This is a genomic window from Salinifilum aidingensis, from assembly GCF_054782015.1.
In genome coordinates, this window is the sequence record NZ_BAAGTH010000015.1 from 17422 (window position 1) to 42964 (window position 25543).

Genomic DNA, 25543 nt, shown 5'->3' on the forward strand with positions numbered 1-25543 from the left:
ACGTGCCGGCCGCGAGCCAGTTCCCGCCGCCCAGTTCCCGCGGCCCGGCCGCAGCAGCTCAGCCGCTGCGGCCCAGTCGCCGGGGCCCAGTCGCCGGGGCCCAGTCGCCGGGGCCCAGTCGCCGGGGCCCAGTCGCCGGGGCTCAGTCGCCGCTGGCCGAACCGCCCCCGTCGGAGCTCGTTTCGCGGAGCTCGCCGCGGCCGAGGCGCGAGTTGCGGTACCCGTACAGGAAGTAGATGACGATGCCGGCCGCCATCCACACCAGGAACCGGACCCAGGTCAGCGCGGTCAGGTTCAGCATCAGCCACAGGCAGGCGATGATCGCCAGGATCGGCACGAACGGCACCCCGGGCGCGCGGAAGCCGCGCGGCAGGTCCGGACGCTTGTAGCGCAGCATGATCACGCCGGCGGAGACGAGCACGAACGCGAACAGCGTGCCGACGTTGACCATCTCCTCGAGCCGTTCGGCCGGGAAGAAGCCCGCCGCGAGCATGACGACGACGCCGACGAGCACCGTGGCCCGCACCGGCGTGCCGGTGCGCTCGCTGGTCCTGGCCAGCTTGCGGCTGACCAGCCCGTCGCGGGACATCGCGAACAGCACGCGCACCTGCCCCAGCAGCAGCACCATGACCACGGTGATCAGACCGATGAGCGCGCCGAGCGTGATGATCGAGGCCGCCCAGGTCACCCCGTTGATCTGGAACGCGGTGGCCAGTGTGGACTGCTCACCGTCCTGGGTGGCCAGGTCCGTGTACGGGACCATGCCGGTGAGCACCAGCGAGACCGCGACGTAGAGCACGGTGACGATCAGCAGCGTGCCGAGGATGCCGCGCGGCGCGTCGCGCTGCGGTTTCTTCGTCTCCTCGGCGGTGGTGGCGACCACGTCGAACCCGATGAACGCGAAGAACAGCAGCGAAGCGCCCGCCAGCAGGCCGAAGACGCCGTAGGTGCTCGTCTCGCCACCGGCGAGCAGCGAGAACAGCGACTGCTCGAGCGCCGGCCCCGATTCGGTCTCCGACTGGGCCGGCGGGATGAACGGGGTGTAGTTGGCCGCGTTGATGAAGGCGATGCCGGCGATGATCACCAGCAGCACCACGCCGACCTTGATCGAGGTGATCACGAGGCTGACCCGCGCGGACAGCTTCGTCCCCACCGCCAGCAGCAGGGTCAGCACGCCGGCCAGCAGCACCGCGGCCCAGTCGAACTGCACCGGGCCCAGGTCGATCGCGTTGGGCACCTCCAGCCCGATGAGGCCGAAGGCCTCGGCGACGTAGCTCGACCACCCCTTGCTCACCGCCGCGGAGGCGACGGCGAACTCGAGCACCAGGTCCCACCCGATGATCCACGCGACGAACTCGCCGAACGTCGCGTACGAGTAGGTGTAGGCGCTCCCGGCTACCGGCACGGTGGAAGCGAACTCGGCGTAGCACAAGCCCGCCAGTCCGCACGCGATCGCCGCGATGACGAACGCCAGTGATACGGCAGGGCCGGAGACGTCGCCCGCTGTGCGCGCGGTCACGGTGAAGATGCCCGCACCGATGACGACGGAGACACCGAAGACGATCAGGTCCCAGGTGCCGAGATTCTTGCGTAGTTTCGTATCCGGTTCGTCGGTCTCCAAGATCGATTGTTCAACCGACTTGGTGCGCCACAGGCCCGTGCCTGGCACTGCCGCCTCCCTTTGTCGTCCCAAGTGGTCAGATGGGAACCTTATCCCCCGAACGACGTGGGAGAAATGCGGGCGGTCGGTTCCCCCGCGTGTTTCGTTAGCTACTTGTGATCGCGTTCGCCGGCGCGCGCCGCGGCGCCGGCGGAAGCTCCAGCGGGGGTGCGCACCCGGGTGCGGCGGGTGCTCCGCTTCCCGCATCGTGGGCCTCCGTTCGGAGCAGCGCCCCGGTGGGGGCGCGGACGTCCGGCGGTGTGCCCGGCAGCAGTGCACCCGGCGGGGTGTTTCACCGCATCGGCGCGACTCCGGCCGCCGCGCGGAACACCTGCGCCTGCCCGTCCGCGTCCAGCTCCGCCGGGAGGACCTCCACCGGGGGGTCACCGGCCGGCAGCCACACCGACCGCCCGCGCGGGAGGTCGACCCGGTGGCCGCCGCGCGCGCCCGCCCGCCGCAGGCGCACACCGCCCCTGGTGCACAGCAGGATCTGCGGGCTCGCCGCGCCCAGTTCGACAGCGCTCGACTCGGCCTCCGTCCAGTCCAGGCGGCACAGCTCGAACTCGTCCGTCCCCACCGGGTAGACCATGCGGTTCGCGTCCAGCGACTCCCCCTTGAGCACCCGCATGTCGCCGCAGCCGAAGTCCAGCACCCGCAGCAGTTCCGGGACGTCCACGTGCTTCGGCGTCAGCCCGCACCGCAGGATGTTGTCCGAGTTCGCCAGGATCTCCACCGCGGTGCCCCGCAGGTAGGCGTGCAGGTTGCCCGCGGGCAGGAAGATCGCCTCGCCCGGCTGCAGCACCAGCCGGTTCAGCAGCAGGCTCGCCAGCACGCCCGCGTCGTTCGGGTAGGCCTCGCCGAGTTCGAGCACGGTGCGGCACTCCGCGGCGAACTCGCCGTGCTGGCGCACGTGCGCCACGCAGGCGTCCAGCAGCTGCGGCAGCACCTGCCGCAGGAAGTGCTCGGGCAGCGTGATCCACGTGGTGAACAGCGCCCGCAGCCCGGCCGGTCCGGGCTGGGCGGCCAGCAGGTCCCGGTGCGGGCGCAGGTCGGGCACGTCCAGCGCGTCGAGCAGCCGCACCGTCCGCTGCGCGTCCCGGAAACCCGCCAGCGCGTGGAACTCGGTCAGCGCGCACACCAGTTCCGGTTTGGCCGTGGGATCCGGGTAGTTCCGGTTCGGCGCGTTGCGCGGGATCCCCGCCGCCTCCTCCCGCGCGAACCCCGCGGCCGCCTGCTCCGCGGAGGGGTGCGCCTGCAGGCTCAGCGGCTCGTCGGCGGCCAGCACCTTGAACAGGAACGGCAGCCGCTCGCCCCACCGGCGCACGCACTGCTCGCCCAGGTGGTGATCGGGGTCGTCCTGCAGCAGCGACAGCAGCGAGACCTCGGACCCGTCGGCGCGCACCACGCGGGACGGGTCCTGCGGGTGCGCGCCCATCCACAGCTCCGCTTCGGGGTGCGGCGCGGGCGCCGGGCGGCCGAGCAGTTCCGCGATCGCGGTACGCGAGCCCCAGGCATACGGGCGCACCGCGTTCCGCAATAACTCCACAGTGGTTCTCGCTTCCTCGTCCTCTCCTGCTGGCGGTCGCGCGCCGCGCCCGACCTGGCCATCGCATCATGCACCGCCCGCGGTCCCGGGCTCGCCCCGGAGGCGCCCGCTACGAGGCGGCCACCGTGCTCCAGCTCGGGCCGTCCAGCGTTCCCGCGGCCAACCCCAGGTAGACCGCGGTGAAGTCGAGCTGCACCGCCAGCACCGCAGCCCGCAGCACCGGATCGGCCGCGACGGACTCGTCCGGGGTCACCAGGTCGGCCCCCGGCAGGTCCCGCGTGGCGCCCAGCTCCGCGTGCACACCGCGCTCATCGGGGCGGGCGCTGACGAGGAACACCCGCAGCGGGTACTCCTCGTCCTCCTCCGGATCGGCGAACAGCGCGGTCGCCGATCCGGCCTCACCGGCCATGCGGTGCAGCGTGCGCTGCGCCACCGCCTCGGAGTAGTCCGCCACCGCGCACGGCACGCCGACGTGGCAGCCGAGCACGAACGCGCCGTGCCGGGCGACGGCCGTGCTCACCGGATCGACGCCCCACAGCACCGGGGTCCGGTCGGCCAGCCGCAGCGCCAGCGTCTTGGCGGGGTTGACCACGGACTCCTTGGCCGGGTGGGACTGCTCGGCCATGCTGTCGAGCTCCGCGGCCAGGGCCTCCACGTCGACGGTGAGCAGCCCCAGCTCGGCGAAGACCACCAGCCCGACGGCGAACACGTGGGCGAACGACAGCTCCTCCGGCACGGGGAACGTCGGCGGCACGAGCAGCGCCCGACCCGCACCGGAGGCCGCGACGGGGCCTTCCTCCTCGGCGACCACGACGACCCGCGCACCCCGGCGGGAGGCGGTGTCCACGGCCTCGGCGAGATCCGCGTCGCCCTGGTCGGCCGCGTGCACGAACACCGCGTCGAGCGCGCCGACCCAGGCGGGCAGCGCTTCGGCGACCACGATCGGCACGGACGCCCGCCCGGCCAGCGCGGCCAGCACCTCGCACACCCGCATGCCCAGGCCCGGGCGGGCCAGCAGCACGACGGCCCGGGGGCGTTCCCCGCCGAAGTCCGGCACGCCCGCGCTCGCCGCGCGTTCGGCGGCGGAGCGCACCTGCGCCCCGGCGAGCGCCGCAGTCCGCAGCAGCTCCCGCCGGTCCACGTCGAGCAGCCGCGTCGGGTCCTCGAAGAGCGTGTCGTCCAGCACGGCGGTCACCCCTGCTCCCCGCCGCTTCCGGCCGCTGCGGGCGGGAGCTGCGCCTCGTCCCACAGCAGCACGGGGATGCCGTCCCGGACCGGGAACACCGCGCCGCAGGTGGTGCAGGTCAGCGCATCGGCCTCACCCCCGGGCCCAGCCCCGGTGCGCAGCGGGCCGCGGTCACCCGGGCAGGCCAGGATCTCCAGCAGTTGCGGATCCAGTTCAACGGCCACGTTTCCTCCCAACCTCGCCGGAGCACCCCGGATCGCGGGCGCGCGTCACGCGCGGACCATCGCGAGGACCTCGTCCCGGAGCGCGGCCATGCTCCCGGTGTCGCCGGCTTCCACGTTCAACCGCAGCAGCGGCTCGGTGTTGGACGGGCGCAGGTTGAACCACGCACCGCCCGGCAACTCCACGGTAAGTCCGTCGAGCTCGTCCGTCCGAGCGCCGGGGCGACCGCCGAACTCCTCGGCCACGGCACGCATGCGCTCGTGCTGGTCGGTCACGGTGGAGTTGATCTCCCCGGAGGCGGCGTAGCGGGCGTAGTCGGCCATCAGCCGCGACAGCGGCTCCGGCTGCTCGCCCAGCGCGGCCAGCACGTGCAGCGCGGCGAGCATCCCGGAGTCGGCGCGCCAGAAGTCCCGGAAGTAGTAGTGCGCCGAGTGCTCCCCGCCGAAGATCGCCCCGGTCTCGGCCATGGTCTGCTTGATGAACGAGTGCCCCACCCGCGAGCGCACGGGCTTCCCGCCGTTCTCGGCGATGATCTCGGGCACCGCCCGCGAGGTGATCAAGTTGTGGATGACGGTGGCGCCGGGTTCCTTGGCCAGCTCCCGCGCGGCGACGAGCGCGGTGATCGCGCTCGGCGACACGGGCTCGGCGCGCTCGTCGACGACGTAGCAGCGGTCGGCGTCCCCGTCGAAGGCCAGCCCCGCGTCGGCGCCGACCTCGCGCACCCGCCGCTGCAGGTCCACCAGGTTCTCCGGCTCGAGGGGGTTGGCCACGTGGTTCGGGAACGTGCCGTCGAGCTCGAAGTACAGCGGCTCGATCTCGATCGGCAGCCCCTCGAACACCGGGGGCACGGTGCGCCCGCCCATGCCGTTGCCCGCGTCGACGACGATCCGCAGCGGACGGCTGCCGCTGAGGTCCACGCGCTCGCGCAGGAACGCGGCGTAGTCGGCGACCATGTCGCGCTCGGTGACCGAACCGCGCTGGCCGAGGAACTCCGGCACGCCCCGCCCGACGAGCTCCTGGATCTCCGAGAGCCCGCTGTCCTGCCCCACGGGGGCGGCACCGGAGCGGCAGAGCTTGATGCCGTTGTACTGCGCCGGGTTGTGGCTGGCGGTGAACATCGCCCCCGGCAGGTCCAGCTGCCCGGAGGCGAAGTAGAGCATGTCGGTGCTGGCCAGGCCGATGTTGATCACGTCGAGGCCCTGCGCGGTCACCCCGTCGGCGAACGCGGACACCAACCGCGGCGAGGACTCGCGCATGTCGTGCCCGACGACCACCGCCGAACCTCCGACGACTCGCGTGAACGCGGCGCCGATCTCGGCCGCCACGCCGGTGTCCAGCTGTTCATCCACGACACCGCGGATATCGTAGGCCTTGACGATCTCCGACAGGTCCCGCACGCTTCACCCTCCCGCGTTGTTCACCACGACCAGGGCAAAGCCTACCGGCGCGTTCGGCACCTGTGGTCCGCGCCGGACGGCACGAGCCGTTCGTCACTCGGATCGGTCCGTCGCGGCTCCGCGCACAGCAACCGCTGCTCCCCCGCTCGGACGAACTCCCGGCCGAGGGGCCTCGACGCGCACGGGCAGCATCACTGGCCCTCTTCGGCGGGGTCGGGCACCGCACGCAGGTGCCCCCGCCGATTTCCCCGGGAAGCGACCCGCGTGTCCGCCTCGGCCGCCGCCACCTCCGCATCCGCCGACCCCGACTCCCGCACGGCCTCGGCCAACGCGGTCAAGTCGTCGTCCGTGGGTTCCACCGCAGCGAACTCACCCTCATGCCGCACTACCTCCCAGCCCTTCGGCACGGTCAGCCGCGTCGCGTGCTCCTCGCACAGGTCGTAGCTGTGCGGCTCGGCGTAGGTGGCGAGCGGACCGACCACCGCGGTGGAATCGGCGTAGGCATAGGTGAGCGTGGCTACGGCCGGGTTCGCACACCCGGCTCGCGAACACCGCCTCACGCTCCGCACGACACGCACGATAGCGCCCTTCGTCCAGTCCCCGCCGGAGGCCACGCGCAAAACGCCCGCACCGGTGCCGCTCGGCCCGCTGCCCTCCGGATGGGTCACTCCCCGACAGCGGGTGGAGGCGTACCCTCGTCCCGTGGTGACAGCACGTGGATCTCGACGTCGCCGGCTGGCCCGCCGCGACAGGAGGGGGCGGGGACTGCGCGGGCCGCTGTACCCCTCCTCCGTCCCCATCGCGCGCAGCCGTTCGCAGATCTTCGACGCGCTCGTGCTGGAAGCGCTCGAGCCGATCGAGAAGCGCTGGCACGCGGAGCTCACCGAGCTCGACGTGGCCGTCGACGAGGTCCCGGAGCTGACCACCACCGCGCCGGACAAGCTCGTGTGGGACGACGACGTGGTGGTCGACTCCAACGTGCCGCTGGCGCGGTTGGTGCCCGCCGGTGTGGACAGGCGTGGCCTGCCGACCCGGGCGCGGATCGTGCTCTACCGCCGCCCGCTGGAGACGCGGGCGCGCGACGGCACCGACATGGCCGACCTGCTGCACGACGTGCTCGTGGAGCAGATCGCGCACTACCTGGGGCTCGACCCGGACGTGATCGAAGGCCGCTGAGGCCCCCTGCGGGAGCGCCGTTCCGGCAACGCCCCCGCCGCGGTGAACGCGATCGCCGCGGCCTGCGCCACGAGCAGCGCCACCCGGGGGCCGTGCGCGAAGCCGAGCTCCACCCGGGCGGCGTGCTCCGGCAGCGGCACCGCGAGCTGTCCGCCCCACGCCCCGGCGAGCCCGACGGGTTCACCGTCCACACGCGCCCACCAGCCCGGTTCGTCCGCCGCGGCGAAGACCAGCTGCCGCCCGGCGCCGCCGTCCGAGACGCGCAGGGTGACGCCCGGGGCGAGCGCGGTGTCCAGCTCGGCGGGCACCTCGCGCGGACGGGCTCGGGGGGCGAGCCGGTCGGTCAGCCGCGACTGCCGGGACAGATCGGGGCCGAGCAGCCGCACCGGGCTCACCTCCCCCTCCAGCCCCAGCGCGCTCCGCCCGTCCGGCAGCTTCCCGCGGGCGCTGACGAGATCGCCGGCGTGGCGCAGCAGCGGTGCGGGATCGCGCACGGCGAGGTGGCCCACCCCGTGCGTGCGGGCGGTGGCCACCGCTTCCCGCAGCTCCTGCGGCCGCGCCCGCTCCACCCGGCGCTCCACCCGCTCGACCCACTCCGAGGTCGAGGGAACCGGTGCCGTGCCGTCCACGCCGTACCGCGCGGGCACCTCCCGCACCAGGCGCGGGCCGCCGCCGGCGTCGAGCAGCAGCACCGATCCCGGCCCGGCCAGTTCGGACGCGAGCCCGCGGTCGAGCGGTTCCACGGCGCGCAACGGCCCCGCGGAGGCGGCGACCGCCCCGGCAGCGCCGAGGAGGAGCACCCCCGCCGCCCCCGCGGCCCGCCGCAGCCCCACCCGGCGCAGCGCGCTCCGCGGGCCGGGGAAGCCGCGCAGCCCGCTCCGCACGCCGGACCGCGCCGGCTCGCAGGACCCCGGCTCGCGGACCTCCGCATCGGTCCACGCGCGCAGCAGCGCCCAGCAGCTGCCCGCGGCCACGAGCACGAGCGGCCCCCCGGTCCAGCCGGGGGAGCTCTGCGCAGAGCCGACCAGCGGGGCGGACACCGCGCCGACCACGGCGGCCAGCACCCAGCCGCACCCGAGCAGGAGGATCGGCGGCAGCAGACCGCGGCCGGCCCGCTCGTGCGACTCGCGCCGCCCGAGCGGCCCTGACCGGCCGAGCAGCCCTGACCGGCCGAGCACCGCGGCGAGGGCGGCCAGCGGCAGCAGCACGCCGAACCACGTCATCACCGAACCGTCCGGGCTCGTCAGCAGCAGCCAGCCCCCCGGTTCCGGCTCCCGCACCCGCGTGCCGAGCCCGTGCAGCAGCACCCCCGGGTTCCGCGGCAGGCTCACCAACCACGGCAGCAAGCAGGCCAGCGAGAGCACCACCACCGCGACCAGCCCGGCCGCGCGTTCCCGCGGCGCCGCGGGAACGTCCGCTGCGGACTCGTGCGCGCCGTCCGGCCCGGCCCCGGCGCGCCCGCCCGCGGGCACGAGGACGAAGGCGAGCACCGCCAGGGCCAGCAGCACGAGCAGCAGCAGCGGTGCGAACGCACCGAGGGCGGCCGCCGCCAGGGCGGTCCGGCACGCCGCGGTCAGCCACGAGCGCTGCGGGCGCACCGCGCCGAGCACGGTGGCGAGCCCGGCGAGCACCGGCGGGACGAGCACGTGGGCCACGACCACGTCCAGCCGCCCCTGCCCGGCCGACACCGCGGCCGCCGGGAACACGGCGTAGGCGCCGGCGAGCACGGCCCGCCGCCGGCCGTCCGCGGTGATCGCCCGCGCGGCGAGGTAGGCCGACAGGCCGGCCAGCGGCATCCCGAGCAGCAGCAGCCCCGCCGCGACGGTGGCCGGCCCCGCCAGCACCGTGCCGAGCAGTGCGAGCACGAGCAGCGAGACCGGGGCCGGGGCGGCGGTTCCGCCCCACCACGCGTGCCAGGAGGCCAGGTAGTCCCGCCAGGTCGTCGACCAGTCCGCCACCGGGGACAGGCGTCCACCGTGCAGCGCCGGATCCCACCGCGGTTCGGCCGCGAGCACGCCGTGCGCGAGCACGGCGAGCGCGACGAGGACGGTGGTGAGCACCACGGGCGGGGCGGCGCGGAATTCGCGTGCGCGGCGGCGCGGGCTGAACGGCACGGCCGCAGGCTAGTGCGCCGCATCGGGCGAGCTCCACCCGCACCGGGTGCTGCGAACCGACTCAGCGTTTCCACAGTGGACCGTTCAGCGGCTGACCGCTCGACGCGCGGCGAACCCCCACCGCACCCGACCGGAGAGGGTCAGCTCGCCCGGCGCTTCAGCCTCCGGCGCTCCCGTTCGGACAATCCGCCCCAAATGCCGAAACGCTCGTCGTGCTCCAGGGCGTACTCCAGGCATTCGTCGCGGACCTCGCAGCCCTGGCAAATTCGCTTCGCCTCCCGCGTGGATCCGCCCTTTTCCGGGAAGAACGCCTCCGGGTCGGTTTGCGCGCACAGCGCGCGCTCCTGCCACTGCGGTTCCTCACCGGGCAGGTTCACGATTTGGGACAGGACGTCGAGTTCAGCGACGCGCGCATCCCCCTGACCGAACAAACGGTCCGCGCTCGACTCCACCATTCTTATCTCCCCCGTCATTCTCCCGTTCCCGCACCTCTCCCCAGAGGGCGTTCCCGGGCGCACTCCTGGACTTCTCTCCTCGCTCGCCCATCGGCGGCACTGGTACCGACGACTGCAGCGGGCACGTATGACGCCGCGTCGGCCACTCCGTTCGGCTTGACCGTTTCCGAAATCCGACCGACCTACGCGCGACCGAACTACTCCCACAATCCGGCCCGTCGTGGACGTCACGTCCGCCCCGGATTAGTTCCGAGTCACCCCTGCGGACGTCGCCCGAACGTTGAATGACATTGCTGTGATTACACCCGGGTAGCTCCTTGCGGTCAAGTGGCAACCTTCCGTAGGGGGACAACGCCGAACCCGCCGAGCACCGCGGCGCACACCGCGGTTCGCGCGAGGCGAGAGCTCAGCTCGGTCGTGCAGCGCTGATCCGCATGATCAAGGCATATCATTGCTCGGCGCGGCATGCCGTCTGAGAAAGCACCGCACCCCCGACCGGTGGGACGAGCGCTCATCGCCGCCGCACCACCGGTGCCGTGCCCAGCAATTCGAGCACCGACCCCCGCGGAGCGCCCGCATCCCGACACACCGGCGCGCGTCGGTCCCCGCGGCCCCGCCCCGTCTTCCACGGCCCGTCTTCCACGACCCGCCTTACCGCGGCCCGCCTTCCGCGACCCGCGCCTCGCCGCTTCCGCGCACGTCCACCTCAGCGGCGCTCGCGCACCGGCGCGGCGCGCTCCACGCGGCCCCGCCCGCGCGCAGCCCTCTCCCACTCGTCCGGGCGGACCGCGGAGTTCCCCGCGCGCACGCGCGCAACGGCCAACGGCCGAGGACTCGCCCACCCGACCCAACGGGAGGTCCGCGCGCACGCTCAGCGGCCGCACGCGCCGCGGGGCGAGGCCGGCACACCCGCCCCGCGCACTCGCGGTCGCGGGGGAACAGCAACACTGGGCCGCGTGATGAATCCCGCGGTACGAGTCAGCCCCATCTTCCTCGGCCTGCTCGCGCTGACCGGTCTCGGCTGCGCGCTGGCCGCCGTCGACAACCAGCCCGTGCGCATCACCGGCATCGTCCTCATCGTCATCGGCGGGTGGGCGAGCTCGCTGTGCCTGCACGAGTTCGGCCACGCGATCACCGCCTACCGCGGTGGCGACCGCGAAGTGCGGCTGAAGGGCTACCTGACCCTCGACCCGCGCCGCTACACCGACCCGGTGCTGAGCATCGTGCTGCCGCTGCTGTTCGTCGCGCTCGGCGGAATCCCGCTGCCCGGCGGGGCGGTGTGGATCAACCACGCCGCGCTGCGCGACCGGCGCACCGAATCGGTGGTCTCGGCGGCCGGGCCGCTGGCCAACCTGCTGATCGGCCTCGCGCTGTCGTTGATCGTCATCTTCGCGCCGATGCCGTGGGGCACCGCGGCCGGGTTGTCCTACCTGGCGTTCCTCCAGGTGATCGCGTTCGTGCTGAACATCCTGCCGATCCCCGGGCTGGACGGGTACGGCCTGTGGGAGCCGTGGCTGTCCCCGCAGGCCCGGCGGTTCGGCGCGCAGGCGCGCCCGTGGGCACCGCTGATCCTGGTCGCGGCGATCTTCTTCCTCCCCGGCGTGGGCACCCTGTTCTTCCGGGCCGCGTTCGCGCTGTACTCCCTCGTCGGCGGCGAGGCCACCCTGGCGATCACCGGCATGGAGCTGTTCCGCTTCTGGCTGTAGGCCCGCCGCCCGGACTGTGACCCGTACCGGGTTCGCGGTCCGCTCGGGTGGAACTCGTGCGAGGATCGCGCTCGTGAACGTCGTAGTACTGGTCGGCGGAGTCGGAGGCGCCCGCTTCCTGCTGGGAGTGAAGTCCGCGCTCGGACTACCCGCCTACGGGCGACCGGAGGACGCCGGCAGCAGCGCCCACGAGGTCACCGCCGTGGTCAACGTCGGCGACGACCTGTGGCTGCACGGGCTGCGCGTGTGCCCCGACCTCGACACCTGCATGTACACCCTCGGCTCCGGCATCGACCCGGAGAAGGGGTGGGGCCGCGTCGACGAGACCTGGTCGGTCAAGGAGGAGCTCGCCGCCTACGGCGCGGAACCGAGCTGGTTCGGGCTCGGCGACCGCGACCTCGCCACGCACCTGGTGCGCTCGCGCATGCTGCGCGCCGGCTACGGGCTCACCGACGTCACGCGCGCGCTGTGCACCCGGTGGCAGCCGGGAGTGCAGCTGCTGCCCGCCACGGACGACCGCGTGGAGACGCACGTGGCCATCGAGGACCCGGACAGCGGCGAGGCCCGCGCCGTGCACTTCCAGGAGTGGTGGATCCGCTACGGCGCGCGCCCCGAGGCGCGCGCGATCGTCCCGGTCGGCGCCGAGGAGGCCACCCCCAGCTCCGCCGTGCGCGAGGCGCTCAGCGGGGCCGACCTGGTGCTCGTCGCTCCCTCCAACCCGGTGGTCAGCATCGGCACGCTGCTCGCGGTCCCCGGGTTCGGCCAGGCGCTGCGGGAGACCTCCGCTCCGGTGGTGGGCGTCTCCCCGATCATCGGCGGCAGCCCGCTGCGCGGCATGGCCGATTCCTGCCTGCGCGCCATCGGGGTGGAGTCCACGGCCACCGCCGTCGCCGCGCACTACGGTGCGCGCGCGGAAGGGGGCATCCTGGACACGTGGCTGGTGCACCCCGGCGACGCCGGCGAGGTCGGCGGGGTGCGGGTGCGCGAGACCCCGCTGGTGATGTCCGATGTGGACGCCACCGCGGAGATGGTGCGCGCCGCGTTCGACGCCGCCGGATTGGAGGTGCCGCGATGACCGCGAACGGCACCAGCGGCGACCACGGAGCGCCGGGCGGGATCACCGTCCACTCCGTGCCGGGGCTGCCCGAGTTCGCCCCGGGCGACGACGTCGCGGCCGCGATCGCCGCCGCCGCGCCGTGGCTGGCCGATGCCGACGTCCTCGTCATCACCAGCAAGATCCTGTCCAAGGCCGAGGGGCGGATCGTGCAGGCCCCGCGCGACCCCGACCAGCGCGACGCGCTCCGCCGGGAGCTCGTGCTCTCCGAGTCGACCGCGGTGCTCGCCCGCCACGGCCGCACGCTGATCACCCGCAACCAGCTCGGGATCGTGCAGGCCGCCTCGGGCGTGGACGCGTCGAACGTGGCCGACGACCAGATCGCGCTGCTGCCCGCCGACCCGGACGCCTCCGCCCGCCGCATCCGGGAGGGGCTGGCCGAGCGGCTCGGCGTGCGCGTCGGCGTCCTCATCACCGACACGATGGGCCGCACCTGGCGCAACGGGCAGACCGACGTGGCGATCGGCGCGGCCGGGGTGGAGGCGCTGCACCAGTACGCCGGCAGCGTCGACGTCCAGGGCAACACGCTCAGCGTCACCGAGGTCGCCGTGGCCGACGAGGCCGCCGCCGCCGGCGACCTGGTCAAGGGCAAGCTCGGCGGCACCCCCGTGGCGGTGGTGCGCGGGCTGTCGATGACCGACGAGCGGGCCAGCGCGCGCGACCTGGTGCGGCCGGTCGAGCACGACCTCTTCCGCCTCGGCACGCAGGAAGCGCTGCGCCAGGGGCGCAGGGAGGCCGTGCTGCTGCGCCGCTCGGTGCGGTCGTTCTCCGACGCGGAGGTCGACCCGGAGGCGGTGCGCCGCGCCGTGGGGGCGGCGCTGACCGCGCCGGCACCGCACCACACGCGGCCGGTGCGCTTCGTGTGGCTGCGCGAGCGTCCACTGCGGACCAAACTGCTGGACGCGATGCGCCAGGCCTGGCTGGCCGACCTGCGCGCCGACGGGCTCGGCGAGGAGGCCGCGCAGCGCCGGGTGAACCGCGGCAACCTGCTCTACGAGGCCCCGGAGATCGTGGTGCCGTTCCTCGTCCGCGACGGTGCGCACGACTACCCGGACGAGCGGCGCGCCGATGCCGAGCGGTCCATGTTCACCGTGGCGGCCGGTGCTGCGGTGCAGGGGCTCATGGTGGCGCTCGCGGCCGAGGACCTCGGTTCGTGCTGGGTGTCCTCGACGCTGTTCTGCCCGGAAACGGTGCGCGCCGCGCTCGACCTGCCGCCCGGTTGGGAACCGCTGGGCAGCGTGGCCCTCGGTCATCCGGCCGAACCCGCTCCGGAACCCCGGCCGCCCCGCGACCCGGACGATGGGGGGTTGGTCGAGAAGTGAGCGGACCGCACGGCGACGCGCTGGACGTGCTCGGGGCGTGGCGCCCCGAGCAGCCGCAGCAGGAGACGCTGCGGCAGGCCTTCCTGGCACTGCTGGAGGCGCGCGCGGACGCCTGCCGGCGGGAGTGCGCGCCGGGGCACGTCACGGCCTCGGCCGTGGTGTTCGACGCCGCGGGGGAGCACGTGCTGCTCACGCTGCACCCGCGGGTGGGCCGGTGGCTGCAGCTCGGCGGGCACTGCGAGCCCGGGGACGCGACGCTGCGCGGCGCGGCGCTGCGCGAGGCCACCGAGGAGTCCGGGATGGACGGGCTGGTGATCGACCCGCGACCGGTGCACCTGGACCTGCACCCGATCACCTGCTCGCTGGGGGCGCCGACGCGGCATTTCGACGTGCGCTTCGCGGTGCGCGCGCCGGCGGGCGCCCGGCCCGCGCGCAGCGCCGAGTCGCTGGACCTGCGCTGGTGGCCGGTGCGCGCGCTGCCCGCGGAGTCCGACGTCGCCGAGCCCGTCGCCGCGGCCACCGCGCGCACCGCGGCAGCCGGCTGAGGGCCTCCCCGCCGCTCTCGGCCGTGTCGTCGAGCGACTCCCCGCGGGGACAGCTCGCGGGGCGGTTGCTCCGCTTCCCCCGCCGCCTTCCAGTCGCACCCCACCCGACCGGGGGTGCGTCCATTTCCCGCGAAACGCACGCACAGCCGAGCGGGCACGCTGCGGGACTCGTCACATCGCGCGGTAGTCGCGCACGGGCGTGCGCGGCGCGGAGCGCGGTCGCCGCGCACCGGCTTCGAGCAGGCACCGCACCGCGCGGTGGCGATGCCCCGCGTACGGGGCGAGCGCTTCGAGCATGCCGTCGTCGTCCACGGGTTCGCCGAGGAGCGCCGCGCCGACGATCGCGGGCAGGTGGTAGTCGCCGAGGCTGACCGCGTCGGCATCGCCCCAGGCGCGCTGCGCGACCTCCGCCGCCGTCCACGGCCCGATGCCGGGCACGTGGCGCAGCAGGTCGCGCCCGGCGCCGCCGCCGAGCTCCGCGGCGCGTTCCACCCGGTCGGCCACCGCGGCCGCGGCGATGAGCGTGCGCCGCCGCATCCCGTCCACCCCGGCGCGGTGCCACTCCCAGTCGCGCAGGCCCCGCAGCTGCCGCGGAGTCGGCGGAACGCGCAGGCCGTCCGGCACCGGCCCCGGCGCGGGCGTGCCGAACCGGCGGCACAGCTCCCGCCACGACCGCCACGCCTCGCGGGTGGTGACCTTCTGCTCCAGCACGGCGGCCAGCAGCACGTCCCACACGCGGCCGGTGGCGCACATCCGCACGCCGCGCCCGGCGCGCCAGCCGCGGCGGACGACCTCGTGCCGCGGGCGGAAACCGCTGACGTCGTCGTGCTGCCCGAGCAGCCGCGGCAGACCGTCGAGCACCGCTTCCGCGCCCTCGCCCCAGGCGCTGCCGCGCACGGTGCCGTCCGCGTCGCGGGCGACGCGCAGGCTCGCCGGGCCGGCGGCGGTGGTGCAGGCCCACCACAGCTCGCCGCCGTCCGCGCGCATCGCCGGATCGCCGGTGCCGCGCCGCAGCGGCGCGAGGACGCGCACCGGTTCGCACCCCTGGCCGAGGTGCCGGGTTCGTCGGGTCATCGCGCTCGATTCACGCCGCGGAGAAGCGGACGCCGCCGGCGGGCAGCTCCACGTCCGGCCACACCCGCACTCCGCCGAGGAGTTCGCATCCGGCACCGATGCTCGCACGGTCGCCGATGACCGCGTCGCGCACCACCGCACCGGCGCCGACCCGCGCGCCCGCCCCGATGATGCAGCGCTGGACGACCGCGTCGCGCGCCACGTGCGCCCCGTCGAACAGGGTCGAGCCGGACACGCGCGCGCCCGCGTCGACGCGGCTGCCCCGCCCCGCGGTGCTCCCGCCGTCGACGACCGCCCCGGCGTCCACCTGCGCACCGTCGAGGAGGAGCGCCTCGCCCGGCGGCCCGGGCAGCTCCGGCGAGGGGGCCACCCCGCGCACCAGGTCGGCACCGGCCCGCACGAACGCCTCCGGCGTGCCCATGTCGAGCCAGTAGGCGGAGTCGACGTGGCCGTGCAGGTGCGCGTCCGCGGCCAGCAGCTGCGGGAACGTCTCGCGCTCCACCGAGACCGGGCGGCCGGCCGGGATCGCCTCGACCACCTCGCGGCGGAACACGTAGCACCCGGCGTTGACCTGGTCCACCGGAGGCTCGGAGGTCTTCTCCAGGAACGCGGTCACGCGCCCGTCCGCGTCGGTGGGCACGCAGCCGAAGTGGCTGGGGTCGGCCACGCGGACCAGGTGCAGCGTGGCGTCGGCCGCGGCTTCGCGGTGGCTGCGCAGCAGCCCCGGCAGGTCCACCCCGGACAGCACGTCGCCGTTGAACACGAGCACGTCGTCGTGCCGCAACCGGTCGGACACGTTGCGGATCGCCCCGGCGGTGTCCAGCGGTTCGTCCTCGACGACGATGTCCAGCTCGAGGCCGAACGCGGAGCCGTCCCCGAAGTGGTCGGCGAAGACCTCCGCCTGGTACGAGGTGCCGAGGATCACGTGCTCGATGCCCGCGTCGCGGATGCGGGCGAGCAGGTGGCGCAGGAACGGGACACCGGCCAGCGGCAGCATCGGCTTCGGCGCGGACAGCGTCAGCGGGCGCAGCCGCATGCCCTGACCGCCCACGAGCACGACGGCGTCCGCTCCGGCCGCCTCCGGCCGGCGTCCCCCCGCTCCGGCGCGGCCGGTGAGCTCCTGCGCATCGGCGGACATGTCAGGTACTCTCCTCCTTCGACCTGGCGGGACGCGGCTTCGCGCCCGCACCGCGCGCGTGCGACGCGCCCGAAAACCCGTTGGGGGGAACACTCTGACAGTTGCGGCGTCATAATGAGCACAGGGCCCGCCTGACCGCGCGGCGGGACCGGTGACGCGGAACCCGGCGCAGGACGGAGTGGGACCCCGATGGACCCGCACGATCGGGCCGACGAGGCCCTCGCCCGCGCGCGGGCGCGGGACGGCGGCGTGGTGACCCCGGACAACGCGACCTCCCCGATGGACGCCGAGGCCACGGTCCGGTTGCACCTGTACGAGGAGCCTCCCACGGCGCCGCAGCTGCCGACCCAGCCCGAGGCGACCCCACCCGAACCGGGACAGCCCGGCGCGGGGCAGGTCGGGCAGGAGCACGAGCAGCGCGGTCGGACCGGGCCGGAACGGCCGGCCGCCGGGCAACCGCAGGCACCCGGGACGCAGCCGTTCTCCCCGCAGTCCGCCACCGCGCCCTGTCCTCCCCCGCAGCCGCCGCAGCACCCCTCCCCGCAGCGGGACGCCTCCGACCGGCCGGACCCCTACGCCGTGCACCCGGATCCCCGCGCGGCCGAGCAGGACCCGTACGCCGCACCGGACTGGCCCGAGGAGGAGAGCACCGTGCTGCCGCAGAACCCGCACGGGGTGCAGCGGGAGCCCGGCGAGTTCGGCCCGCCGGCATCGGAGCAGCGCCCGCCCCGGTGGTGACGCACGCCGGCGGGCACGCCCCGCTGCGGCGGGCCCCGCTCCGCGGATCTGCAGCTGCGGGCGCGCTGCGGCGGGCCGGCGTCGCGCCCTCGCCGTGCCGGGTCTGCCGGGACGGGCCGGATCACCTGCGCGCAGCGCGGGCCTGGACCTCGTTGCGCAGCGCCAGTCCCGCGCGCAGCGCCGCCCGCAGCGGGGCGTGCAGCGGCCCGCGGTAGCGGTCGGCCAGGTAGCGGTAGGCGCTGCGGTGGTGTTCGGCCAGCATCCGCGCGGAGACCCGCGAGGTGGCGTGCCCGCCGATGTGCGTGATCTCCGCACTGGGCACGTGGACGTTCAACCACCCGGCGCGGCCGAGCCTGTCGCCGAGGTCGACGTCCTCGAAGTACATGAAGTACCGCGGGTCGAACCCGTCGACCGAATCGAAGGCCTCGCGGCGCACGAGCTGGCACGAGCCGGACAGCCACTCGGCGGTGCGCTCGGCGCGTCCCGCAGCGACCTGGCGGTAGGCCCGGGTCCACGGGTTGCCCGGCCACACGCGGCCGAACACGGCGTGGCCGGCACCGCGGCCGAGCGAGGGCAGCAGCCGCGCCGAGGGGTAGACGCTGCCGTCGGGTTCGCGGATGAGCGGTCCGAACGCCCCGCCCCGCGGCCAGCGCTTGGCCGCGGCGAGCAGTTCGTCCAGCGAGCCCGGCGCCCACTCGAGATCGGCGTTGGCGAACACCACCCAGCCGAACTCCTCCCCGAGCTCGGCGACGCCGCGGTTGACGCCGCCGCCGTAGCCGAGGTTGGCGCCGGTGCGCACGAGCTGCACGTCCGGTCGCTGCGCCGCCCGCTCGGGGGCGCCGTCGGTGGATCCGTTGTCGGCGAGGACCACGCGCACCCGGCATTCGGTGGCCCCGTGGTGTTCGGCGGACCCGTGCAGCGTGTCCAGCATGCGCTCGAGGGTCTCGCCGGGCGAGTAGGTCACGACGACGACGGCGAGGTCCTCGCCGTAGCTCCGGGTTTCGCGCGCGCTCACCCGCAACATTCTGCCGAACGCCGCGCGCGCGTCCCCGCCCGGTCGCGCCGCCGGAACCGCGCGCCGGCAGTACCGCGCGCCTGCGCGCGGCAGGCGCACCGCAGCGACCGCTCCTCGCGGTGGCCCCGGGGGCCGCGACGGGATCAGGCCCCCGCCGCGGCGGTGGCCCCCTCGCGGATCCGGTCGGCCACGTCGGGCTGGTCGGCGAACAGCGCGTCGACGCCCTGCTCGAGCAGCAGCGCGCCGTAGCCGCGCACATCGCCCCATTCGGCCGGATCGTCCGAGGAGCGGAAGTCCGCGGGCAGGTAGTGGTTCTCCGCGCGCAGCGTGTAGGGCGCGACATCGAGCCCGGCGGCGTGCGCGTCGTCGACGAGCGCGGTCGGACCGGTCAGCCGGCCGTCCTCGTCGGTGGGCAGGATCATCTGCTGCGAGGGGGACACCCAGTCCGCGTACGCTGCCACGTCCCGCAACCCCTCCGGGGTGACCATGTCGCGGTAGCTGCGCGGGTCGCCGGACTCGACGAAGTCCTGCGGCGCGCCCTCGTGGTGGACGAGCTGCACGAGGTCGGTGCGCAGCACCTCGTCCAACCGCTCGAGGTTGCCGACCTCGAAGGACTGCACCGCGACCTTGGCGCGCGGCGTGTTCAACCCGCGCCGGGTCAGCGCGGTGACCAGCCCCGGCTCCAGGGGCCGGCCGATGCTCCCGAAGTAGCTGGGGTGCTTGGTCTCGGGCGCGATCCCGACCTCCCTGCCGAGCTCGCGCGACAACCGCTCCCGCAGGTCGAGGACCTCGGCGAACGTGGGGACCTCGAACTGCCCGTCGTAGACGGTGTTGCGCGGCCGCAAACCGGGCAGGCGCTCCTCGGCGCGCAGGGTCTTGAGCTCGGCGAGCGTGAAGTCCTCGGTGAACCACCCGGTGACTTCCTCGCCGTCGATGGTCTTGGTGGTCCTGCGGTCGGCGAACTCCGGGTGTTCGGCGACGTCGGTGGTGCCGCTGATCTCGTTCTCGTGCCGCGCGACGAGCACGCCGTCCTTCGTGGACACCAGGTCCACCTCGATGTAGTCGGCGCCCGTGCGCGCGGCCAGCGCGTAGGAGACCAGGGTGTGCTCCGGCCGGTACCCGGACGCGCCGCGGTGCCCGAACACCTCGGCTGTTCCCTCCGCCCCGGCCGCCGAGCCGGTGGCGGGCGCCGCTGCGGCGGGGACGTGGACCAGCCCCAACGTCGCGGTACCGGCGAGGACGAGCGCTGTCAGGCGTCCCCGGATCGTCATGTGCCCTCCTGGGTTCGGTCGCCGGCGGGCGGCGACCGGGTCCTGTGCGTGCGCTCCGGGATCTTTCCCGAGGCGCGCGACGAGGAGGTCACGCGGGTGCTGCTTCCGGGTGCTCCGGAGATGAACGGCGAGGTCGCGGCGCGCGGGCGGCCGCCCGCGACGGAGGGGACGACTTGGCGAGCCGCGAAACCGCTCTGGTCACCCCGCGGTGGTGAAGGCGTCGCCGTCCTGCTGGAACGCCGCGGTCAGCGCCTCCCGCCAGTCCCGCAGCGGCGCCAGTCCGGCCTGCTGCCAGGCGTGCGGGGACAGCACCGAGTACGCCGGGCGGGGCGCCGGCCGGATGTGCTCGGCGCTGCTGCAGGGGTGCACGCGGGCGGGGTCCTCGCCGAGCTCGCCGAACACGGCCCGCGCGAACTCGTACCAGCTCACCTGACCGGTGTTCGTGCAGTGCAGGACGTTCCGGCCGGGCGCCCGCCCGCCGGCGATGCGCCCGGCCAGGTCGAGCAGCCCCGCCGCGAGGTCCGCGGCCCAGGTGGGCGAGCCGACCTGGTCGTCGACGACGGAGACGGTCTCGCGCTCGGCGGCGAGCCTGCCCATGGTCTTGACGAAGTTGCCGCCCCGCGCGCCGTAGACCCACGCGGTGCGCACCACCCAGGCGCGGGCCCCGGAGCCCAGCACGGCGCGCTCCCCGGCGAGCTTGGCGCGGCCGTAGGCGGTGCGCGGGCCGGTCTCGTCGTCGGGCTCGTAGGGGCGCTCGCCGTCCCCGGAGAAGACGTAGTCGGTGGAGACGTGCACCATCGGCAGGCCGCGCGCGCGGCAGCGCTCGGCGAGCAGGCCCGCGCCGCGGGCGTTGACGGCCCAGGAGTGCTCGGGGTCGCTCTCGGCCCGATCGACGGCGGTGTCGGCGGCGGCGTTGACGACCACGGGCCGCAGCGCGGCGTCCCGGGCCGCTTCGGCGAACGCGTCGACCGCGTCGCCGACGGCTTCGGCGTCGGTCAGGTCCAGCTCCGCGGAGCCCGGTGCGTGCACGAGGGAGTGCTGCTGCGGGCCGAGGACGCGGCGCAGTTCGCTGCCCAGCTGCCCGCGCCCTCCCGGCACGAGCACGGCGAGTCGTGCGGTCACGGTGCCTCCGCGAGCTCCGCGCGGCGCTTCAGCGGCTCCCACCACGCCCGGTTGTCGGCGTACCACTGCACCGTTGCGCGCAGCCCGGTGTCGAAGTCCACGCTCGGCGCGTAGCCGAGCTCGCGGGCGATCTTGTCGTCGTCCACCGAGTACCGCCGGTCGTGGCCCTTGCGGTCGGGCACGTGGCGCACGTGCGACCAGTCCTTGCCGAACAGCTCCAGCAGCCGCTCGGTCAGCGCCCGGTTGGTAAGCTCGGTGCCGCCGCCGATGTTGTAGATCTCGCCGGGCCGGCCGGACTCGGCGACGAGCTGGACGGCGCGGCAGTGGTCGGCGACGTGCAGCCAGTCCCGCGTGTGCTCCCCGTCGCCGTAGAGCGGGACGGCCGCGCCGTCGAGGAGGTTCGTGATGAACAGCGGCAGCATCTTCTCGGGGAACTGGTGCGGCCCGTAGTTGTTCGAACACCGGGTGACGCACACCGGCAGGCCGTGGGTGCGGTGGTAGGCCCGCGCGAGCAGGTCGGAGCCGGCCTTCGCCGCCGAGTAGGGCGAGTTCGGCTCGAGCAGGTGGTCCTCGGGCCAGGAGCCGGTGTCGGTGGACCCGTACACCTCGTCGGTGGAGACGTGCACGAACCGGGAGACCCCGGCGTGGGCGGCGCTGTCCAGCAGCGTGTTGGTGCCCAGGACGTTGGTGCGCACGAACGAGTCGGAACCCGCGATGGACCGGTCCACGTGGCTCTCCGCGGCGAAGTGCACCACGACGTCCGCGCTGCGCATGATGTCGTCCACGAGCGGGCGGTCGCAGATGTCCCCGGTGACGAATTCGAATCGCGGATGACCGGAAACCGCGCCCAGATTCTGCTCGTTGCCGGCGTAGGTGAGTTTGTCCAGCACGACGACCTCGGCCCCGGCGAACGCCGGGTAGGAACCGTTCAGCAGTTCGCGCACGTAGCGCGATCCGATGAAACCCGCTCCGCCCGTCACCAGAATGCGCATGACACCTCACAAGATTCGCGTGCCCCGGGAATTCGGCTGGGCACCCCGAGCACGGGCAGTGTGCCACGGAGGCGGAACTCCCCCGCGGGCCGCCTCCCCGTCGACACATGGCACCGGTTTTCATCAGTATGAGTGACGTCACTGGCTCTCGGGGAGGGCGGCGGCGGGAGGCCGATCACCGCTAGCCTGCACTCGACCAGGACACGAATCACACCTGAAAGCTGTAATGCTTTCAGGCTTTTTTCCGATTTGCTGGCGTCCAGGCCAAGGAGGATGCGTGCAGGACGGGCCTCGGCGGCCAGGCGGCCCCCACGGGCAGGCCGGACCGCACGGACAGGGCGATCCGCAGCGCCCCCCGGGGCGCTCCGCCCGTCCCGCAGGCGACCAGCGCGGTGCCCCTCCCCCGCGCGGCGGGGGTGCTCCGCCTCCGGGAGGCGGCCGCCCCGCCGGCCGCCCGCAGAACCGGCCGAGCGGGCAGCGCGCCGGCGACCAGCCTCCTCCCGGCCGCGAAGCCCCGGGAAAACCCCCTGGTCCGCCCCGGGAACGCCCGCCGCAGGAACGGCCGCCCCAGGACCGGGCGCCGCGGGAACGGCCGGAAGCCGCGCGCCCGGGGGAGTCGGGCCGCCGCCGGCAGGCCGCGCGTGACGGCGCTCCGCCGGACGACACGTGGCAGCGCCCCCGGGGCTCCGGCGGGGGCCGCGGGGGTTCCGGCGGGGGCCGCCGGTGGCGCTACGCGGTGCGCACGATCGTCGCGGTGATGTCCATCGTGATCTTGACCACCACCGGGTTCGCCTGGGCGCACTTCCGCAGCTTCATGGGCAGCTCGACCGGCGGCAACGTGACCGGAGCGGGGTTCAACTCCCCCGACGGCTCCACCGACATCCTGCTGACCGGCAACGACTCGCGCACGGACGCGGAGGGCAACCCGCTCCCGCCGGAAGTCCTGGAGAAGCTGCGCACCACCGACGACGAGGGTGGTGACCTGATGGACACCATCATGCTCGTGCGGATCCCGAACAACGGCCAGCGCGCCGTGGTCATGAGCTTCCCCCGCGACACGCTCGTCGACCAGGGCCCGTTCGGCGAGAACAAGATCAATTCGGCGCTGGCCAACGCCAAGGCGGCCAAGGCCGACGAGCTCCGGCAGCAGGGCGTGACCGACCAGAAGAGGATCGAGCGCGAATCCACCCTGGCCGGGCAGCGGTTCCTCATCAAGACGGTCAGCGAGCTCACCGGCGCGTCCGTCGACAACTACGCCGAGGTGAACCTGTTCGGCTTCTACGAGGTCACCAAGGCCATCGGCGGCGTCGAGGTGTGCCTGAACAACCCCGTCAACGACCCCTACTCGGGAGCGCACTTCCGGGCCGGGCGCCAGACGATCCAGGGTTCGGACGCGCTGGCCTTCGTCCGGCAGCGCCACGGCCTGACCAACGAGCTCGACCGGGGCATCCGCCAGCAGGTGTTCATGTCGGCGCTGGCGAACAAGGTCATCTCCAGCGGCACCCTGGCCAACCCGGCCAAGCTCTCGGACCTCATCGAATCGGTGCAGAAGTCGGTCGTCCTGGACGACCAGCTCGCCTCCGACGTGCTCGGCTTCGCCCAGAAGCTGCAGGGCATCAACCCGAACAAGATCGAGTTCCACACCGTCCCGGTGCACATGGTCGGCGAGGCGGGCGAGGAGGACGTCGAGGTCAACCCCTCCGAGGTGCAGCAGTTCGCCGAGGACATGATGCTGCCGCCGGCGAAGCGCGAGCAGGAGCGGGCCGAGCGCGAGAAGAAGCAGCAGGCCAACGCCGACGTCCAGGTCAGCGTGTACAACGCCGCCGGCATCGACGGCCTGGCCGGCAGCGTGGGCGACACGCTCGAGCAGGCCGGCTACACCGTCAACGGCACCGCGAACGCCGAGTCCATGGACTCCTCGGTCGTCTACGTCGCCCCCGGCGAGCAGCAGACGGGCCAGCGGATGTCCGAGCAGCTCGGCGGCATCGACGTGCAGGTGAGCGAGAACCTCTCCCCCGGCAGCACGGAGGTCTACCTGGCCTCGGACTACTCCGGTCCGGGCGCCAGCGGCATCGGCGGCGCGGGCACCGTCCAGCTCGACGGGCAGCAGGGGGGCCCGGCCGCGCAGCAGAACGGCTCCGCCCAGCAGCCGGTGACGGGCGGATCGGACAGCCCGGACCAGGAGATCAGCGCGGGGCAGATCCCCTGCGTGGACTGAGCTCCCGCCCCGGTCCTCCGCTGCGTCCGCGGGCAGCGGTGCACCGCATCAACGCGGTGCGGCGCACCGCCCCTGCTGGGCGCGGTGCGGCGGCCTCCGCGCCGCCGCACCAGCCCAGCCGGGCGAGCGGCGGAGCTGCCCGGTCCCCACCCGCCCCGCGACGCCGACCGGTCCGCGGACTCCCTAACCTGGCCGCATGGCCACGATCACCGACGCCCTGCTGCAACCGCTCGTGCGCGCGAGCTCACCGAAACCGCTGATCACCTTCTACGACGACGCCACCGGAGCGCGGGTGGAGCTCTCCCGCGCGACCACGGCGAACTGGGCGGCGAAAACGGCGAACTGGCTGGTCGACGAGTGGGACGTCGAACCGGGAGCCCCCGTCGCCGTGGACCTGCCCGCGCACTGGCAGACGGTCGGCGTGTTCCTCGGCGCCTGGTGGTGCGGAGCGCACGTCGTGCCGGAGGTGCAGGACGCGGACGTGGCGTTCGTCCCCGCCGAGGCGGTGCAGCGCGGCGTCGGCGCGCGCACGATCGCGGCCGTCGGGCTGGACGCGCTGGGCGCGCCGCTGCGCGACCTGCGCGCGGACGCGGTGGACTACATCGGCGACATCCGGGCGCACGGCGACGAGTTCCTGCCGCTGGCGCCCGTCGGCGACGACGCCCCGGCGCTGGCCGGGCGCACGGTGGCGCAGGTGCTGGCCGAAGCGCGGGAGAAGGCCGCCGAGCACGGCTTGAGCGCCACCGACCGGGTCCTGTCCACACGCGACTGGTCGGTGCCGGGCGGGGTGCTCGACGGGCTGCTGTCCGTGCTGGCCACCGGCGGCGCATCACTGGTGCAGTGCGCGCACGCCGAACAGCTCGACTCCGCGCAGTGGCAGCGCCGCCGGGAGTCCGAGAAGGTCACCGCCGTGCTCGGCTGAGCGAGCACTCCAGCGCGCACGTCCGCGGAAGCGGCAGCAGAGCCCGAAGTCCTCACTGCTCGGCGGCGCGCTCACGCAGCGCCGCGTCCTTGTGCAGCACCGCGTCGCCGAGCTCGGACTGGAACCGCGCCATCGCCCCGCGCAGCCGGGCACCGCGCTCACCCGCGTCGGCGGCGAGCATCCGCACCGCGAGCAGCCCCGCGTTGCGCGCTCCGCCGACCGAGACGGTGGCCACGGGCACCCCGGCGGGCATCTGCACGATCGACAGCAGCGAATCCATGCCGTCCAGGTACTTCAGCGGCACGGGGACGCCGATCACCGGCAGCACGGTGGCCGCGGCCACCATGCCCGGCAGGTGGGCGGCGCCGCCCGCCCCGGCGATGAGCACGCGGAGCCCGCGGTCGGCCGCGCCCTGCGCGTACTCCAGCATCCGCTGCGGCGTGCGGTGCGCCGAGTAGACGCCGACCTCGTAGTCCACGTCGAACTCGCGCAGCGCCGCTCCCGCCTCGGACATGACCGTCCAGTCCGAGTCGCTGCCCATGATCACGCCGACCTGGGGGTTGTCCGCCACGTTCCGCTCCCGTCGATCGCACCGCTCCCGCGCCGCGCG

23 protein-coding genes are annotated in these 25543 nt (G+C 74.4%); 8 read left to right on the top strand and 15 right to left on the bottom strand.

The features are described 5' to 3' along the window. Positions 1–142: 142 nt before the first annotated feature. The 6 genes from ACYVJE_RS18885 to ACYVJE_RS18910 all read right to left on the bottom strand — a co-directional run bounded on the left by ACYVJE_RS18885 (position 143) and on the right by ACYVJE_RS18910 (position 6580). Positions 143–1669, bottom strand: coding sequence for an amino acid permease (locus tag ACYVJE_RS18885; RefSeq protein WP_461145491.1), 1527 nt, complete (start codon positions 1667–1669; stop codon positions 143–145). A 283-nt stretch (positions 1670–1952) separates the two neighbouring features. Continuing rightward, on the bottom strand, positions 1953–3206 hold the full coding sequence (gene manA, locus ACYVJE_RS18890) for a mannose-6-phosphate isomerase, class I (protein ID WP_461145492.1): 1254 nt from the start codon (positions 3204–3206) through the stop codon (positions 1953–1955). A gap of 109 nt (positions 3207–3315) precedes the next feature. Then, entirely contained in the window at positions 3316–4401 is a 1086-nt protein-coding gene (locus tag ACYVJE_RS18895; RefSeq protein WP_459157162.1) for a hypothetical protein, read from the bottom strand. Beyond that, complete coding sequence (locus tag ACYVJE_RS18900) at positions 4398–4616, bottom strand: Trm112 family protein (protein WP_461145493.1); 219 nt, start codon at positions 4614–4616, stop codon at positions 4398–4400. The genes ACYVJE_RS18895 and ACYVJE_RS18900 overlap by 4 nt, the downstream gene beginning before the upstream one ends. A 45-nt stretch (positions 4617–4661) precedes the next feature. Continuing rightward, complete coding sequence (locus tag ACYVJE_RS18905; RefSeq protein ID WP_461145494.1) at positions 4662–6011, bottom strand: phosphomannomutase/phosphoglucomutase; 1350 nt, start codon at positions 6009–6011, stop codon at positions 4662–4664. Between the two features lie 191 nt (positions 6012–6202). Continuing rightward, on the bottom strand, positions 6203–6580 hold the full coding sequence (locus tag ACYVJE_RS18910) for a DUF3499 domain-containing protein (protein ID WP_461145495.1): 378 nt from the start codon (positions 6578–6580) through the stop codon (positions 6203–6205). 133 nt (positions 6581–6713) lie between these two features. On the opposite strand from ACYVJE_RS18910, the gene ACYVJE_RS18915 reads away from it, so the two are divergent. Then, complete coding sequence (locus ACYVJE_RS18915) at positions 6714–7187, top strand: metallopeptidase family protein (RefSeq protein WP_459157166.1); 474 nt, start codon at positions 6714–6716, stop codon at positions 7185–7187. Here ACYVJE_RS18915 and ACYVJE_RS18920 read toward each other — a convergent pair. Together ACYVJE_RS18920 and ACYVJE_RS18925 are read right to left on the bottom strand one after the other, a co-directional pair. Further along, positions 7148–9301, bottom strand: coding sequence for a hypothetical protein (locus ACYVJE_RS18920; protein WP_461145496.1), 2154 nt, complete (start codon positions 9299–9301; stop codon positions 7148–7150). The two genes, ACYVJE_RS18915 and ACYVJE_RS18920, sit on opposite strands and share 40 nt — an antisense overlap. A gap of 140 nt (positions 9302–9441) precedes the next feature. Next, a complete protein-coding gene (locus ACYVJE_RS18925) occupies positions 9442–9756 on the bottom strand; it encodes a WhiB family transcriptional regulator (protein WP_459157168.1) in 315 nt (104 codons plus the stop codon). A gap of 959 nt (positions 9757–10715) precedes the next feature. On the opposite strand from ACYVJE_RS18925, the gene ACYVJE_RS18930 reads away from it, so the two are divergent. The 4 genes from ACYVJE_RS18930 (at position 10716) to ACYVJE_RS18945 (ending at position 14443) form a co-directional block, all read left to right on the top strand. Next, entirely contained in the window at positions 10716–11462 is a 747-nt protein-coding gene (locus ACYVJE_RS18930; protein WP_461145557.1) for a site-2 protease family protein, read from the top strand. A gap of 73 nt (positions 11463–11535) precedes the next feature. Continuing rightward, on the top strand, positions 11536–12537 hold the full coding sequence (gene cofD, locus ACYVJE_RS18935; protein WP_461145497.1) for a 2-phospho-L-lactate transferase: 1002 nt from the start codon (positions 11536–11538) through the stop codon (positions 12535–12537). Continuing rightward, entirely contained in the window at positions 12534–13898 is a 1365-nt protein-coding gene (locus ACYVJE_RS18940; RefSeq protein WP_461145498.1) for a coenzyme F420-0:L-glutamate ligase, read from the top strand. The genes cofD and ACYVJE_RS18940 overlap by 4 nt, the downstream gene beginning before the upstream one ends. Further along, complete coding sequence (locus ACYVJE_RS18945) at positions 13895–14443, top strand: NUDIX hydrolase (protein ID WP_459157171.1); 549 nt, start codon at positions 13895–13897, stop codon at positions 14441–14443. The genes ACYVJE_RS18940 and ACYVJE_RS18945 overlap by 4 nt, the downstream gene beginning before the upstream one ends. Positions 14444–14614: 171 nt before the next feature. Here the strand turns inward: ACYVJE_RS18945 and ACYVJE_RS18950 are convergent, their stop codons facing one another. After that, positions 14615–15517, bottom strand: coding sequence for a DNA-3-methyladenine glycosylase family protein (locus ACYVJE_RS18950; protein ID WP_461145499.1), 903 nt, complete (start codon positions 15515–15517; stop codon positions 14615–14617). 10 nt (positions 15518–15527) lie between these two features. Further along, complete coding sequence (manB, locus tag ACYVJE_RS18955) at positions 15528–16655, bottom strand: mannose-1-phosphate guanylyltransferase (RefSeq protein WP_461145500.1); 1128 nt, start codon at positions 16653–16655, stop codon at positions 15528–15530. A gap of 189 nt (positions 16656–16844) precedes the next feature. Between manB and ACYVJE_RS18960 the strand changes: the two genes are divergently transcribed. Further along, positions 16845–17393 carry a hypothetical protein gene (locus ACYVJE_RS18960; protein ID WP_461145501.1) on the top strand — a complete coding sequence of 183 codons (549 nt, stop codon included), beginning with the start codon at positions 16845–16847 and terminating at the stop codon, positions 17391–17393. Positions 17394–17514: 121 nt separating this feature from the next. Here the strand turns inward: ACYVJE_RS18960 and ACYVJE_RS18965 are convergent, their stop codons facing one another. From ACYVJE_RS18965 to rfbB, 4 genes are all read right to left on the bottom strand, one after another. Continuing rightward, the gene (locus ACYVJE_RS18965) at positions 17515–18417 is read right to left on the bottom strand and encodes a glycosyltransferase family 2 protein (protein WP_461145502.1); all 903 of its coding nucleotides are present in this window, start codon (positions 18415–18417) and stop codon (positions 17515–17517) included. Positions 18418–18551: 134 nt separating this feature from the next. Continuing rightward, a complete protein-coding gene (locus tag ACYVJE_RS18970) occupies positions 18552–19679 on the bottom strand; it encodes a glycerophosphodiester phosphodiesterase (RefSeq protein WP_461145503.1) in 1128 nt (375 codons plus the stop codon). Positions 19680–19877: 198 nt separating this feature from the next. After that, positions 19878–20801: a dTDP-4-dehydrorhamnose reductase gene (rfbD, locus tag ACYVJE_RS18975; RefSeq protein WP_461145504.1), complete on the bottom strand. Its 924-nt coding sequence runs from the start codon at positions 20799–20801 to the stop codon at positions 19878–19880. Then, the gene (rfbB, locus tag ACYVJE_RS18980) at positions 20798–21793 is read right to left on the bottom strand and encodes a dTDP-glucose 4,6-dehydratase (RefSeq protein ID WP_461145505.1); all 996 of its coding nucleotides are present in this window, start codon (positions 21791–21793) and stop codon (positions 20798–20800) included. The genes rfbD and rfbB overlap by 4 nt, the downstream gene beginning before the upstream one ends. A 757-nt stretch (positions 21794–22550) precedes the next feature. Here rfbB and ACYVJE_RS18985 point away from each other — a divergent pair. Beyond that, complete coding sequence (locus ACYVJE_RS18985; protein ID WP_461145506.1) at positions 22551–24011, top strand: LCP family protein; 1461 nt, start codon at positions 22551–22553, stop codon at positions 24009–24011. Between the two features lie 196 nt (positions 24012–24207). Further along, positions 24208–24933, top strand: a complete 726-nt coding sequence (locus ACYVJE_RS18990; RefSeq protein WP_459157180.1) for a TIGR03089 family protein — start codon at positions 24208–24210, stop codon at positions 24931–24933. 52 nt (positions 24934–24985) lie between these two features. Here ACYVJE_RS18990 and purE read toward each other — a convergent pair whose 3' ends face one another. Then, complete coding sequence (gene purE, locus ACYVJE_RS18995; protein ID WP_459157181.1) at positions 24986–25504, bottom strand: 5-(carboxyamino)imidazole ribonucleotide mutase; 519 nt, start codon at positions 25502–25504, stop codon at positions 24986–24988. Between the last annotated feature and the right edge of the window lie 39 nt (positions 25505–25543).

What these genes read in the sequence shown, in the direction of transcription:
- ACYVJE_RS18925 (WP_459157168.1), bottom strand. Translation starts at nt 9,756, where the DNA reads ATGGTGGAGTCGAGCGCGGACCGTTTGTTCGGTCAGGGGGATGCGCGC.
- ACYVJE_RS18930 (WP_461145557.1), top strand. Translation starts at nt 10,716, where the DNA reads ATGAATCCCGCGGTACGAGTCAGCCCCATCTTCCTCGGCCTGCTCGCG.
- ACYVJE_RS18940 (WP_461145498.1), top strand. Translation starts at nt 12,534, where the DNA reads ATGACCGCGAACGGCACCAGCGGCGACCACGGAGCGCCGGGCGGGATC.
- ACYVJE_RS18950 (WP_461145499.1), bottom strand. Translation starts at nt 15,517, where the DNA reads ATGACCCGACGAACCCGGCACCTCGGCCAGGGGTGCGAACCGGTGCGC.
- manB (WP_461145500.1), bottom strand. Translation starts at nt 16,655, where the DNA reads ATGTCCGCCGATGCGCAGGAGCTCACCGGCCGCGCCGGAGCGGGGGGA.
- ACYVJE_RS18960 (WP_461145501.1), top strand. Translation starts at nt 16,845, where the DNA reads ATGGACCCGCACGATCGGGCCGACGAGGCCCTCGCCCGCGCGCGGGCG.
- ACYVJE_RS18965 (WP_461145502.1), bottom strand. Translation starts at nt 18,417, where the DNA reads ATGTTGCGGGTGAGCGCGCGCGAAACCCGGAGCTACGGCGAGGACCTC.
- ACYVJE_RS18970 (WP_461145503.1), bottom strand. Translation starts at nt 19,679, where the DNA reads ATGACGATCCGGGGACGCCTGACAGCGCTCGTCCTCGCCGGTACCGCG.
- rfbB (WP_461145505.1), bottom strand. Translation starts at nt 21,793, where the DNA reads ATGCGCATTCTGGTGACGGGCGGAGCGGGTTTCATCGGATCGCGCTAC.
- ACYVJE_RS18985 (WP_461145506.1), top strand. Translation starts at nt 22,551, where the DNA reads ATGTCCATCGTGATCTTGACCACCACCGGGTTCGCCTGGGCGCACTTC.
- ACYVJE_RS18990 (WP_459157180.1), top strand. Translation starts at nt 24,208, where the DNA reads ATGGCCACGATCACCGACGCCCTGCTGCAACCGCTCGTGCGCGCGAGC.